The sequence below is a fragment of the Pseudomonas sp. S4_EA_1b genome (genome assembly GCF_016307435.1).
Taxonomy (GTDB): Bacteria; Pseudomonadota; Gammaproteobacteria; order Pseudomonadales; family Pseudomonadaceae; genus Aquipseudomonas; species Aquipseudomonas rhodesiae.
This window is the reverse complement of sequence record NZ_JAEILC010000045.1, coordinates 161,927-174,903: the sequence shown is the minus strand read 5'-3', so window position 1 is coordinate 174,903 and position 12,977 is coordinate 161,927. Positions and strand designations below refer to the sequence as shown.

Here is a 12,977-nt window from a genome sequence, read left to right as displayed (position 1 = left end):
GATGGCTGAGCCTGTTGTGATGAGCAGGCTCACCCCATCTTAAAAACCTGCCGCATTGACCCTATGCGCGCAGGCTCCCTAGAAAGTCTGCCCCAGGTTCAGGTACACCGCCTTCTGGTTATCATCGTTGAAGCCATAACTGAAATTCAGTGGCCCCAGTGGCGTGTCGAACCCGAGGAAAACACTCGCGGCGTTGATATAGCCGCTGTCGAATTCATTGTCGTTGTTCCACGCCCGCCCACGTTCCAGAGACGCGCCCAGGTACAGCGGGAAATCCAGCGGCAAGTACGAACGCGGCGTCAGCCGGCGGTAGTACACGGCGCGCATCAGGCTGATGTTTTGCCCCGAGATCGCGTCCTGGCGAAAGCCTGACAGCTGTCTGGCACCGCCGAGCAGGAAGCTGGAAATCACCACGTCCGAATCGTCCAGGGTGCGCCCGTAACGTCCGCCCAGCACCAAAGTGTCCGGGCCGTGGCTCATGGCTTTGTCGAGTTTGAACTCCCATTGACGGTAGCGTTGATCCGAGCCTAACCCCGGTTCGAATTCGCGATAAGCCAGGCCGATGTCTTCACCGGAGTGGGGGAAGTACACGTTGTCCAGAGAGTCGAAGGAGTATTTCAGCTCATAGAAGCCTTCGCTGAAGCTCACGCTCGGCAGGTCGCGGTCGCCGATGCGTACGTCCGCCTGGCCCCAGGCTTCGCCGACACCGAAGCGAATCTCACCGCTGTTACCGATCTGCCGCCCCACATTCAGGCCGAAGCCGTAACGTTCCAGGCGATATTCGGAGATGGGGTCGTTATCCAGGATCAGCTCGACGTTCTGTGCCTGGGCGCTGATATAGGGCGCGACGAAGTAACGCGAACCGGCGTCCATCGGTTGGTAGAACTCGCTGTACAGCTCTTGGCGGTCGCCGATCTGCACGCGCGTCAGCCATTCCGCGCCAAGGCGGTTGATGCCGTTGATGCGGTAGCTGGCGCCCAGGTTGAAGGCACTGTCGCCGCGCATGTCATCCGACAGGTTCAGCCCCAGGCGCAGGTAGTCGGTGCCGCTGCGTTTGCCGTGGGCGCTGATTACAAGGGTGTTGTCCTGGCCTTTCTTGATCACGCGGTATTGCACCTGATCGAAGTAATCCAGGCCATACAAGGTGCCCATGTCGGTTTGCAGGCGACCCAGATTGAGCGGTTCGCCCAAGGGTTGGCGGATGTAGTAGCGGATCACGTCGTCGCTGACTTTCGAGTCGTTCTCCACGGTGATGGCGGTGATGACCGGGGTGCGCTCGCCCGGCGTGCGCGCGGCCACCAGCTGCGGGTCGATCGGCGCAGCCGGACGCAGGTGCGCCAGGCGCACGTCGAGGGCGCGGGTGGCGCGGTAGCCGGCGTCGATCATGTCCTTGGCGCGGCCGAAATCGGTCACGCCATAGGCTGCCAGCGGCGGCTGGATCAGCACATCCCTGGGTTGCAGGGCTTTGAGTTGCTCTTCGGAATTGCGCCGGGTCATCAGGGTGATGGACTGGTTGAGTACGTCCACCACCGTGGCCAGTTGCTTGCGCGAGCGTAGCGGGGTGCCGATGTCCACCACGATGGCGATATCCACGCCCATCTCCCGCGCGACATCCAGCGGGATGTTATCGGTCATGCCGCCGTCCACTAGCAGCCGGCCGTCTAGCTCCACCGGGGCGAACACGGCTGGGATCGACATACTCGCGCGGATCACCTTGGGCAAGTGGCCCTTGCCGAAGACGACTTTTTCACCGGTGGTGATATCGGTGGCCACCGCGCGGAAAGGGATCGGCAGTTTGTCGAAATCGCGGGTGTTGCTGCTGTGGGCGAACATGCTTTCCAGCAGCAGCGCCAGGTTCTGGCCCTGGATTACCCCCAGCGGCAGGCCGAGGCTGCCGTCATCGCGGAAACTGAGCTTCTGCTTGACCAGGAAGTCCCGGTCATCCTGCTTGCGGCGAAACGGCACGTCTTCGCGCGGCGGTGCGTCGGAGAGCGCCTGTTGCCAATCGATGTTCAATGCGAGTTTTTCCAACTCGTCGATCTTGTATCCGGAGGCATACAGCCCACCAATCACCGCGCCCATGCTGGTGCCGGCGATCGCATCGATCTGGATGCCTTGCTCTTCCAGCGCCTTGAGCACCCCGATATGGGCCAGGCCTCGGGCGGCGCCGCCAGACAGCACCAGGCCGACCTTCGGGCGCGGAGCGTCCACGGCATGGGCAAGGAGGGGGAGCAGGCACAAAAACAGGCAGGACAGCAGGCGGCGCATCTTGAATCTCGGAGCTGGACGATAAAGGCCGCTATTATAGCCACCCGATCCTCCGCGCCCGTTATGCCAGGAACCTGTCAAATTATGTCGTCGATTAAACCCGAGGTCGTCATCACCTATTGCACCCAATGCCAGTGGCTGCTGCGTGCCGCGTGGCTGGCCCAGGAACTGCTGAGTACATTTGCCGATGACCTGGGTAAGGTCTCACTGGTGCCGGCTACCGGTGGCACGTTCCATATCACCTGTGACGGTGTGCAGATTTGGGAGCGCAAGGCCGACGGCGGTTTCCCCGAGGCCAAGGTGCTCAAGCAGCGGGTGCGCGACCAGATCGACCCGGCGCGCGATCTGGGCCACAACGACCGCCCCCAATGACGTCACCGCCCCGTGCAAGGGGCGGTGAACTGAGCGCTATCTGGCGTCCAACTTCTGTTTGATGAATCCGACAACCCAGGTCAACACCGCACCGCCCACGCCGCCGCCGAGGATATTGCCGCCAACGGCCGCCACATCCAGCGCTTCGCCGCCTGGAGTACCGGTCAATGCCGAGACAAGCTGACCCAGAACCAGCCCGCCGACACCGCCCAACATCGTGTTAAGCCCGGTACCCAGGCTTTGTTTGGTCATGCCGGCGATGTTTCCGCCAACAGCGCCGCTGACGATTTGAACCAACACGTTAATGAGCATTTCCATGATCAAGTCCTGCATAGCGTTAAGGGAGTGACCACTCGCTTGCAGCAACTGCGGAAAATGCCCTGGCTGTCGTCGAGGAGCCGTTATCCGTTGAACGACGACAGACTGTTGCGGATGCCCGGAGTATAGATCAGGCCGTTGCGGTCGGTTGTTTGGCCGGGCCGGCGCTGCTCATCAGGCCGGAAATCACGATGGCGACGATGATCAAGGCGCCCCCCAGCAGCATGCGCAGGGTCGGCGTTTCGGCAAACAGCAGCCACGCCATGGTGATGCCGTAGACCGGCTCCATGGCAAACACCACCGACGCCGTACGCGCCTTGATCACCGCCAGGCTGGCGACAAACAGGCTGTGGGCCAGGCCGGTGCAGAACACGCCGAGCAGGCCGATCCACAACCAGTCCAGCGCTCGCACATGCGCCAGGCCCGGTGCGGCCACCGGCAACAGGCACGCCGCGACTACCAAGTTCTGGCACAGCGCCGCCTGCACCGCCGGAATGCGCCCGGAGCCGGCGCGGTTGTTCAGCGACAACAGGGAAAACAACAAGCCGGAAAGGATGCCCCAGAGCAGGCCGCCGGTGGCTTCACTGGCCAGGTTGAAGTCGGGGGTCACCAGCACCAGGCCGATCGTGACCAGTACCACCAGCAGTACTTCGTTGGCGCGAATACGCTCGCGGAATATCAGCCCTTCCAGAATGACCGTAAACGCCGGGAACGCTGTGAACCCCAGAGTCGCGACCGCCACACCGGCCACCTTGACCGCAAGAAAAAATGTCACCCAGTGCGCCGCCAGCAACACGCCGCTGACCAGCAGCCGACGCCAGTCGCGCCGCTCCAGGTGCTTCCACGGAGCGCGGCTGGCGAACCGGGCGAACACCGCCAGGGCGAGCACGGCAAACACGGCGCGACCAAACACGATGATGGCCGGCGAAGCGGCCGCCAGTTTGCCGAATACGCCGGTAAGGCCAAACATCAGTGCGCCGATATGCAGGGCGCCGAGGGCTGTGCGGGGAGTCATTGCGTTCCTTCAAACCACGAGAGTGACAGGCTCGCAGTCTAGTGGCTTGGGATGGCTGGCGTCTGTCGTGAGGCTCGCGCGTTTTAGCGCAGGACTCGCCCTAAGGCGAGCGCCGCAACGCGCCGGGAGACGCGCCGAACTCACGGGACATAGCGGCGGCAAACGCGCTCTGGGAGCTATAGCCGACCCGCTCGGCGACTTCACCGATGGGCAGCGCGGTATCGCGCAGCAGACTCAGGGCTTTATGCAGGCGTCGGCTGCGGATGTAGTCCATCGGCGTCTGCCCGCACTCGGCGACGAACCGCACGTGCAGGCGCGCCACCGACAGCCCGGCGATGCGCGCCAGATCGGCCACTTGCAGGGGGTGCGCCACGTGCCGTTCGATATGGGCATTGAAGGCCGGATAGGGCAAGCGTCGACCTGGCACGGGCTGGGGTTGCGCAGAATTGAGGCTGGCCAGCAGCAACACCGAACCTTGCTGCACGATCAGCGGGTCGTCCACTGGGCTGTGGGCCAGCCACTGCACCAACTGGTGCTGACGTGCATCCAGGGCCAGGCGCGCGGGTTGGTCGAGCAGGCGTCGGCTCGCGTCCGCATGTTCGCCCAGGGACTGCAGCAGCCAATGTTCGGTGGGTACGTCCAGCACCAGGCAGCGGCTGCCATCGCGACTGCCGCAGGCGTGATGGGCAGAGAAGGGCAGTACCATCACGCTGCTTTCGCGCACTTGGCTGCCACGGCCATCGACCTCCAGATCCAGATGCCCGGACAGGCCGAACACCAACTGCGCATGCGCATGGCTGTGGGCGATGGGCGCTTCGAGGTAGTGGCGTAGGGTAAGGGACGGTCTCATCACGGTCTCCTGGGCGGCGAGGCGCCAGTCTACAACGCATCGTGGGCGCCGGTCGCTGTCATCAGACTGACCCACACTTGTCATGGGCCATTAACCGCCATGGCGCAAGCTCGCGAAAACACCGTCGAGGGATGCCCATGACCAGTGCCGAGTTCGCCAAGCCCAGCCGTAAACAACGGGTGCGTACCCTGTGGATTTCCGACGTGCACCTGGGCACCCGGGATTGCCAGGCCGACCATCTTTCGCAGTTCCTCAAGGGCTATCACGCCGATAAGGTCTACCTGGTGGGCGACATTATCGACGGCTGGAAAATGCGCGGCGGCATGTACTGGCCCCAGGCGCACACCAACGTGATCCGCCGCCTGTTGACCATGGCCAAGCGCGGCACCGAGGTGATCTATGTCACCGGCAACCACGATGAATTCCTGCGCCGTTATTCCAAGCTGATCTTGGGCAATATCCAGTTGGTCGACGAAGCCGTGCATGTGACCGCCGATGGTCGCCACCTGCTGGTGATCCACGGTGATCAGTTTGACGTGATTACCCGTTATCATCGCTGGCTGGCGTTTCTCGGCGACTCGGCCTACGAATTCACTCTGACCTTGAACCGCTGGTTGAACCACTGGCGTGCGCGCTATGGCTATGGTTACTGGTCGCTGTCGGCGTACCTCAAGCACAAGGTCAAGACGGCGGTCAGTTTTATCAGCGATTTCGAAGAAGCGATCGCCCACGAAGTGACCCGGCGTGAATTGCATGGGGTGGTGTGCGGGCATATTCACCATGCGGAGATTCGCAAAGTGGGCGAGGTGGATTACCTCAACTGCGGGGACTGGGTGGAGTCTTGCACGGCGCTGATCGAGCACTGGGATGGCAGTATCGAGTTGTATCGGCTGGCGGATGCCCAGGCCAAAGAAGCGCAACTGAAGGCTGAGGTGGCTCAGGCGCACCTTCTGTAACTTCAGATCGCCATCGGGGGCAAGCCCTCTCCCACATTGGAATGCGACCAAATGTGGGAGGGGGCTTGCCCCCGATAGCGGTGTATCAGTCAACCGGTGACTGACTTAGATGCGCAGTGTTCAGTTGCAGACGTCGGCAATAGCCTCGGCCAGCAACGCCAAGCGTGTCGCATCAATCCCCGCCACATTCGCCCGCCCCGAACTGACCATATACACACTGTGCTTCTCGCGCAGTTGCTTGACCTGCTCGGCACTCAGGCCGGTGTAGGAGAACATCCCACGTTGCACGCCAATGTGTGCGAATCGCTCGGATAAGCCATGGGGCGCCAGGGCCTCCACCAGCCCGGAACGCAACTGCGCGATGCGCCCACGCATGGCTTCGACTTCTGCGCTCCACTGCTGTTTGAGCTGGGCATCGCCGAGGATGGTCGCCACCACGGCCGCGCCGTGATCCGGCGGGGTCGACCACAGGTTGCGGGCGATATTCGCCAATTGGCTGCGCACATCCGTCAGCTTCTCGGCATCCGCCGCACACACGATCAATGCGCCGACGCGGTCGCGGTACAAGCCGAAGTTCTTCGAGCACGAACTGGTGATCAGTACTTCCGGCAATTCGGCGGCAAACAGGCGTGCGGCCCAGGCGTCCTGTTCCAGGCCATCGCCGAAGCCCTGGTAGGCGAAGTCGATCAGCGGCAGCAGGTGGCGTTCGCGCACGATCTGCAGCACCTGGCGCCAATCGTCGTGGGACAGATCGAAGCCGGTCGGGTTATGACAGCAGGCATGCAGCAACACCACATCGCCTTCCGGCACGGTGGCGAGGGTAGCCAGCATCGCCGCCACATCCAGGCGGTTATCGTCGCCCACGTAGGGATAATGGCTGACCTTGAGCCCGGCCTTGGCGAAGATGGTTTCGTGGATCGGCCAGGTCGGGTTGCTCAGCCAGACACCACGGCCTGGCAGGTTGGCGGCGATAAAATCGGCGCTCAAGCGCAGCGCGCCGGTCCCGCCCGGGGTCTGGGTGGCGCCGGCACGACGCCCGTGCAACAGCGCGGAGTCGGCGCCCAGCACCAGTTCGCTGATCAGCTGGCCGAACGCGGCGTCGCCATGACCGCCGATGTAAGTCTTGGTGGTTTGCTGGTCTACCAGGCGCTGTTCGGCGAGCTTCACCGACGGCGGAATTGGCGTCAGGCCCTGGTCGTCCTTGTAGACGCCTACGCCCAGGTCGAACTTGTGCGGGTTGGCATCCTGGGCGTACAGGTCCATCAACCCGAGGATCGGGTCGCCGGGCACGCGGCCAATGGCATCGAAATGCATTACTTGCGGCCCTCGGCGGTCTTGGCCACTTCGTCGGTGCGCGCGGCCATGATGAAGTCGTTGCGGTGCAGGCCCTTGATGGAGTGGCTCCACCAGGTCACGGTGACTTTGCCCCATTCGGTGAGCAGGCCCGGGTGATGGCCTTCGGCTTCGGAAATCTCACCCACGGCATTGGTGAAGGCCAGGGCGAATTTGAAATTCTTGAACAGGAAAACCTTTTCCAGCTGCATCACGCCGTCGCGCACTTCGATGTTCCAGTCAGGGATCTGCTTTATCAGTACCGGCAGTTCTTCATCGCTGACTTGCGGGGCATCGGCGCGGCAGGCTTCGCAGTGGGCTTGGTTCAAGGTGGTCATGTGGAAATGTCCTGAATTCGAATAAGTGAAGGTCAGTGGCGTCACCCTAAAGCAACGCGGCGCCAGGGAACAGACTCACCTGGCCTTAAAAGGCACGGTTCAAGCAGCCTTTGGTTTGGGCGGGAATTTCGGCGCGTGCAGACCCAGCTGCATGCCACGCTCGACCATGCCCATGATGTCTTCCTGCGCCACCTCGAACAGACGCTTGAGGTCGGGCAGCACGAAGTACAGCGGTTGCAGGATGTCGATGCGGTACGGCGTGCGCATCGCTTCCAGCGGGTCGAAGGCTTGATGCTCGGGCTCGGAGGACAGGCTGTACACCGTCTCCTTGGGCGACGACAGAATCCCGCCGCCGTAGATGCGCCGACCAGCCGGCGTGTCCACCAGGCCGAACTCGATGGTCATCCAGTACAGCCGCGCCAAGTAGACCCGTTGCTCCTTGGTCGCCGCCAGCCCGAGTTTGCCGTAGGTGTGGGTGAATTCAGCGAACCAAGGGTTGGTCAGCAGCGGGCAGTGGCCGAAGATCTCGTGGAAAATATCCGGCTCTTGCAAGTAGTCCAGTTCTTCGCGGGTGCGGATAAACGTCGCCACCGGAAACTGCTTGCTGGCGAGTAATTCAAAGAAGGTTTGGAAGGGGATCAACGCCGGCACGCGAGCGACTTGCCAACCGGTGGTCTCGGCCAGCACTTGGTTGATCTCGCCCAGTTGCGGGATGCGGTCCAGGGGCAAGCCCAACTTGTCGATGCCGTCCAGGTATTCCTGGCAGGCGCGACCTTCGATCACTTTCAACTGGCGCGTGATCAGGGTGTTCCATACCGCATGTTCTTCCTGCGGATAGTGGATAAACCCTTGCGCATCGGGCTCGCGGGCCACGTAGTGCGTCTGCTTCATACGGCTCTCCTGCTAGGCATTCGTTCTTGTTATGTCCTGCGATAGGCCTATTGATAACCCGATGGCGTGCGGATGCCAGCCACCTGTGGCAGTGCTACGTAGGAAAATTTACCGTTTTTTGTAAAGTATTCGTTACGATTGACGACCTGCTCTTAGTGTTGGGCTGGGAAAAGCAGTCCGGCTGTCACATAATCTTGACGACTTTCTGCGCCCAGCGACAAAAAGACGCGGCGCCTTCCCTCTTTTCGGGCCTCATTCATGCGTATCAAAGTGCATTGCCAGAACCGCATCGGCATCCTGCGGGACATTCTCAACCTCCTGGTGGAATACGGCGTCAACGTTGCCAAAGGCGAGGTGGGCGGTGAGCACGGCAATGCTATCTACCTGTTCTGTCCGAACCTGGTGAATATGCAATTTCAGGCGTTGCGCCCGCAGTTCGAGGCGATTGCCGGGGTGTTTGGGGTCAAGCGGGTAGGGCTGATGCCCAGCGAGCGGCGACACATGGAACTCAATGCCTTGCTGGGCGCTCTGGAGTTTCCGGTGCTGTCGATCGACATGGGCGGCTCCATCGTCGCCGCCAACCGTGCGGCGGCGCAGTTGCTGGGGGTGCGGGTGGACGAGGTGCCGGGCATTCCGTTGTCACGCTACGCCGAGGATTTCGATTTGCCGGAACTGGTGCGCGCCAGCAAGTCGCGGATCAACGGCCTGCGGGTCAAGGTCAAGGGCGACGTGTTCCTGGCGGATATCGCGCCGCTGCAATCCTCCGAACACGATGACAGTGAAGCCATGGCCGGCGCCGTGCTGACGTTGCATCGTGCGGACCGGGTCGGCGAGCGCATCTACAACGTGCGCAAGCAGGAACTGCGCGGCTTTGACAGCATCTTCCAAAGCTCCAAGGTGATGGCCGCCGTGGTGCGTGAAGCACGGCGCATGGCCCCGTTGGACGCGCCGCTATTAATAGAAGGCGAGACCGGCACCGGCAAAGAACTGTTGGCGCGCGCCTGCCACTTGGCCAGTCCGCGCGGGCAGTCGCCGCTGATGGCCCTCAACTGCGCCGGCCTGCCGGAGTCGATGGCCGAGACCGAGCTGTTCGGCTACGGCCCCGGCGCGTTCGAAGGCGCCCGGGCGGAAGGCAAGTTGGGGCTGCTGGAGCTGACTGCGGGCGGTACGTTGTTTCTCGACGGTGTGGGCGAAATGAGCGCGCGCCTGCAGGTGAAATTGCTGCGCTTCTTGCAGGACGGTTGCTTCCGCCGCGTCGGCAGTGACGAAGAGGTGTACCTGGATGTGCGGGTGATTTGCGCGACTCAGGTGGATCTGTCCGAACTCTGCGCGCGCGGCGAATTCCGCCAGGACCTCTACCACCGCCTCAATGTGCTGTCGCTGCATATCCCACCGCTGTGCGAATGCCTGGATGGCCTGGCGCCGCTGGTGGAGCATTTTCTTGACCAGGCCAGCCGCCAGATCGGCTGCCCGTTGCCCACGTTGGCACCGGCGGCGATGGAGCGCCTCCGCCATTATCACTGGCCGGGGAATGTGCGGCAGTTGGAAAACGTGTTGTTCCAGGCGGTGTCTTTGTGCGACGGCGGCACGGTGAAGGTCGAGCATATTCGTCTGCCGGATTACGGCGTGCGTCAGCCCCTTGGCGATTTTTCCCTGGATGGCGGTTTGGAGGCGATTGTCGGGCGCTTCGAGAAAGCGGTGTTGGAAAGCCTGTATGTCGAACATCCCAGCAGTCGACAGCTGGGCAAGCGCCTGGGCGTGTCCCACACCACCATCGCCAATAAATTGCGCGATTACGAAATCCTCAAGACCGATAAATAATCAACCGACACAACGTGGGCAAAAATGTGGGAGGGGCAAGGCAAGCCCTAATGCCAGTCAGTTAAGGCGAGAGGGGCAATGACTAAAAAGTCAGCGCCAATATGCGGATCCAAACGCCCTCCTCATTATTAACTGGAAGAACCGGCTCAAAATGTGGGAGGGGACTTGCCCCCGATGGCGCTGGGTCAGTCAGCCCATCTGTCACTGACCCACCTCCATCGGGGGCAATTCGAATCGTCGCACCGCCCCTCCCCAAATGGGTTCTCTGTCACCCGTAAGACGGCCCTTGCCGTTAGCGGCAGTAGTCCGCCGTTTTTTCGACTCTCTCCTTTCCTGAAAAATGTGAAGGCAGCCCGCAAACCCACGTCCCGCCTGAACTTTCCTGACTTTTTAAAAGTTGGTTCGCTAATTGCTTAAGTCTCATCAGTACAGCGGTGGGCGGCAAGCGTCCGTCATAAAGAGGAAAGAGCGTGGACAAGTACCTTTATGTGGCAATGACCGGCGCCAGCCAGAATGCGCTGGCGCAAAAGGCCCATGCCAACAACCTGGCGAACATTTCCACCAACGGTTTCCAACGCGACCTGGAGCAGGCGCGTTCGATGCCGGTGTTCGGTGACAGCTTTCCGGCGCGGGCCTTCGCCCTGACTGAGCGTCCCGCCACCGACTTCACGCCTGGCGCGATGATCGAAACCGGTCGCGACCTGGATGTGGCTGTCAACGGCGACGGCTGGCTGGCCGTACAAACTCCGGATGGCGGCGAAGCCTACGTGCGCAGCGCCAGCATGAACGTGGACGCCCTGGGCGTGCTGCGTGCCGGCAACGGCATGCCGATCATGGGCAACGGTGGCCCTATCGCGGTGCCGCCGCAGCAGAAGATCGAAGTGGGCGCCGACGGCACCATCAGCATCCGTGCCATGGGCGAAGGCCCACGGGTGATGGCCGAAGTGGACCGCATCAAGCTGGTTCAGCCGGACCTGAAGAACATGAATAAGGGCCTGGATGGCACCATCCACACCAAGGATGGCCAGCCGGCTCAGGCCGACGCAGGCGTCAGGCTGACCTCGGGGTTCCTGCAGGCGAGCAACGTCAATGCCGTGGAAGAAATGACGGCGGTGCTGGCGCTTTCCAAGCAGTTCGAGCTGCACATCAAAATGATGAACAGCGCCAAGGAAGACGACCAGGCCATGACACGCGTCATGCAGATGAGCTGATCGCGGTTTCACTGAACCACTAATTTCGCAGCGCAGCGCCAACAAACAGGCGCACGAAGGAGAACAGCATGCTTCCGGCTCTATGGGTTGCCAAAACCGGTCTGTCCGCCCAGGACACCAACCTGACCACCATTTCCAACAACTTGGCCAACGTATCGACCACGGGTTTCAAACGTGACCGCGCCGAGTTCCAGGACTTGCTCTATCAGATCAAGAAGCAGCCGGGCGCTCAGTCGACCCAGGACAGCGAGCTGCCGTCGGGCCTGCAATTGGGTACCGGTGTGCAGATCGTCGGCACCCAGAAGAACTTCAGCGCCGGTAACCTGCAACAAACCGGTCAGCCGCTGGACATGGCCATCAACGGCCGTGGCTTCTTCCAGATCCTGCAACCGGACGGCACTACGTCCTACACCCGTGACGGTACATTCCACCTGGACTCCAACGGCCAGATCGTCACCGCCAACGGTTTTGCCCTGGAACCGGCGATTGTAGTGCCGGCCGATGCCAAGACCTTCACCGTCGGCAACGACGGCACCGTGTCCATTACCGTGGCCGGCAACCCGGCCTCGCAAGTGATCGGCAACCTGCAGACCGCCGACTTCATCAACCCGGCCGGCTTGCAGGCTATGGGCAACAACCTGTTCCTGGAAACCGCCTCCAGCGGCGCGCCACAGATCGGCACCCCTGGTCTGAACGGTTTCGGCACCACGCTGCAAAGCACCCTGGAAACCTCCAACGTCAGCACCGTGGAAGAGATGGTCAACATGATCACCACTCAGCGCGCTTACGAGATGAACTCCAAGGTGATCTCCACCGCCGACCAGATGCTCTCGTTCGTAACGCAGAATCTGTAATCAAGTCTATGGGGCGCCCTGAAAGCGTCTGCAACACCGTGAGGTAAGGGTCATGAATCGCTATGTTTCCGTTCTGGCATTGAGTGGGATTGCCGTGCTCGCGGGCTGTGTCGCCCCGACGCCAAAACCCAATGACCCGTACTACGCGCCGGTGTTGCCACGCACGCCGCTGCCGGCGGCGGCCAACAATGGCTCGATCTACCAGGCCGGTTTCGAACAGAACCTGTACAGCGACCGCAAGGCCTTCCGGGTCGGTGACATCATCACCATCACCCTGAACGAGAAGACCCAGGCCAGCAAGAACGCCAACTCCCAGGTCGGCAAGACCAGCAAGGCAGGCATTGGCCTGACCTCGTTGTTCGGTGCCGTACCTAACACCAACAACCCGTTGGGTGACGGCGATTTGAGCCTCAACGCTGGCTATAGCGGCGACCGTGCGACCAGTGGCAAAAGTGCGGCGGGGCAGGGCAACAGCCTGACCGGTTCGATCACCGTGACCGTGGCCGATGTATTGCCCAACGGCATCATCGCCGTGCGCGGTGAGAAGTGGATGACCCTCAACACCGGCGACGAGCTGGTGCGGATTGCCGGCATGGTGCGCGCCGACGATATCTCTACCGACAACACCGTTTCGTCGACGCGAATCGCCGATGCACGCATTACTTACTCGGGGACGGGTTCGTTTGCCGATGCTAGCCAGCCGGGTTGGTTCGACCGTTTCTTCCTCAGCCCGCTGTTCCCTTTCTAGGTG

The 12,977-nt window shown here is 61.8% G+C and carries 13 protein-coding genes; 6 read left to right on the top strand and 7 right to left on the bottom strand.

Annotated elements, in window-relative coordinates:
- Positions 1–78: 78 nt before the first annotated feature.
- Entirely contained in the window at positions 79–2,268 is a 2,190-nt protein-coding gene (locus YA0848_RS15760) for a patatin-like phospholipase family protein (RefSeq protein WP_099311991.1), read from the bottom strand.
- Positions 2,269–2,352: 84 nt separating this feature from the next.
- Here YA0848_RS15760 and YA0848_RS15755 point away from each other — a divergent pair, with 84 nt between their 5' ends.
- Entirely contained in the window at positions 2,353–2,640 is a 288-nt protein-coding gene (locus tag YA0848_RS15755) for a SelT/SelW/SelH family protein (RefSeq protein ID WP_034099542.1), read from the top strand.
- 36 nt (positions 2,641–2,676) lie between these two features.
- On the opposite strand, the gene YA0848_RS15750 is transcribed toward YA0848_RS15755, so the two are convergent.
- The 3 genes from YA0848_RS15750 to YA0848_RS15740 form a co-directional block, all read right to left on the bottom strand.
- Positions 2,677–2,958 carry a hypothetical protein gene (locus YA0848_RS15750; protein ID WP_040269035.1) on the bottom strand — a complete coding sequence of 94 codons (282 nt, stop codon included), beginning with the start codon at positions 2,956–2,958 and terminating at the stop codon, positions 2,677–2,679.
- Between the two features lie 130 nt (positions 2,959–3,088).
- Positions 3,089–3,973, bottom strand: a complete 885-nt coding sequence (locus YA0848_RS15745; protein ID WP_034099538.1) for a DMT family transporter — start codon at positions 3,971–3,973, stop codon at positions 3,089–3,091.
- Between the two features lie 100 nt (positions 3,974–4,073).
- Positions 4,074–4,823 (bottom strand): helix-turn-helix transcriptional regulator, encoded by a 750-nt coding sequence (locus YA0848_RS15740; RefSeq protein WP_169902460.1) that lies wholly within the window; start codon positions 4,821–4,823, stop codon positions 4,074–4,076.
- A gap of 137 nt (positions 4,824–4,960) precedes the next feature.
- Here YA0848_RS15740 and YA0848_RS15735 point away from each other — a divergent pair, with 137 nt between their 5' ends.
- Positions 4,961–5,779, top strand: a complete 819-nt coding sequence (locus tag YA0848_RS15735) for a UDP-2,3-diacylglucosamine diphosphatase (RefSeq protein WP_034099534.1) — start codon at positions 4,961–4,963, stop codon at positions 5,777–5,779.
- Between the two features lie 120 nt (positions 5,780–5,899).
- Here the strand turns inward: YA0848_RS15735 and YA0848_RS15730 are convergent, their stop codons facing one another.
- The 3 genes from YA0848_RS15730 to phhA form a co-directional block, all read right to left on the bottom strand.
- Complete coding sequence (locus YA0848_RS15730) at positions 5,900–7,093, bottom strand: amino acid aminotransferase (protein WP_047881315.1); 1,194 nt, start codon at positions 7,091–7,093, stop codon at positions 5,900–5,902.
- Complete coding sequence (locus tag YA0848_RS15725; RefSeq protein WP_034099530.1) at positions 7,093–7,449, bottom strand: 4a-hydroxytetrahydrobiopterin dehydratase; 357 nt, start codon at positions 7,447–7,449, stop codon at positions 7,093–7,095. Before YA0848_RS15725 ends, YA0848_RS15730 begins: the two co-directional genes overlap by 1 nt.
- 99 nt (positions 7,450–7,548) lie before the next feature.
- Positions 7,549–8,340: a phenylalanine 4-monooxygenase gene (gene phhA / locus YA0848_RS15720; protein WP_047881316.1), complete on the bottom strand. Its 792-nt coding sequence runs from the start codon at positions 8,338–8,340 to the stop codon at positions 7,549–7,551.
- Positions 8,341–8,598: 258 nt separating this feature from the next.
- On the opposite strand from phhA, the gene YA0848_RS15715 reads away from it, so the two are divergent.
- From YA0848_RS15715 to flgH, 4 genes are all read left to right on the top strand, one after another.
- Positions 8,599–10,161 (top strand): sigma-54-dependent transcriptional regulator, encoded by a 1,563-nt coding sequence (locus YA0848_RS15715; protein ID WP_169902459.1) that lies wholly within the window; start codon positions 8,599–8,601, stop codon positions 10,159–10,161.
- Positions 10,162–10,631: 470 nt separating this feature from the next.
- Positions 10,632–11,372: a flagellar basal body rod protein FlgF gene (locus tag YA0848_RS15710; protein ID WP_034099525.1), complete on the top strand. Its 741-nt coding sequence runs from the start codon at positions 10,632–10,634 to the stop codon at positions 11,370–11,372.
- A gap of 68 nt (positions 11,373–11,440) precedes the next feature.
- A complete protein-coding gene (gene flgG, locus YA0848_RS15705) occupies positions 11,441–12,226 on the top strand; it encodes a flagellar basal-body rod protein FlgG (RefSeq protein WP_034099522.1) in 786 nt (261 codons plus the stop codon).
- Between the two features lie 52 nt (positions 12,227–12,278).
- The gene (gene flgH, locus YA0848_RS15700) at positions 12,279–12,974 is read left to right on the top strand and encodes a flagellar basal body L-ring protein FlgH (protein WP_034099521.1); all 696 of its coding nucleotides are present in this window, start codon (positions 12,279–12,281) and stop codon (positions 12,972–12,974) included.
- The last annotated feature ends 3 nt before the right edge of the window (positions 12,975–12,977 follow it).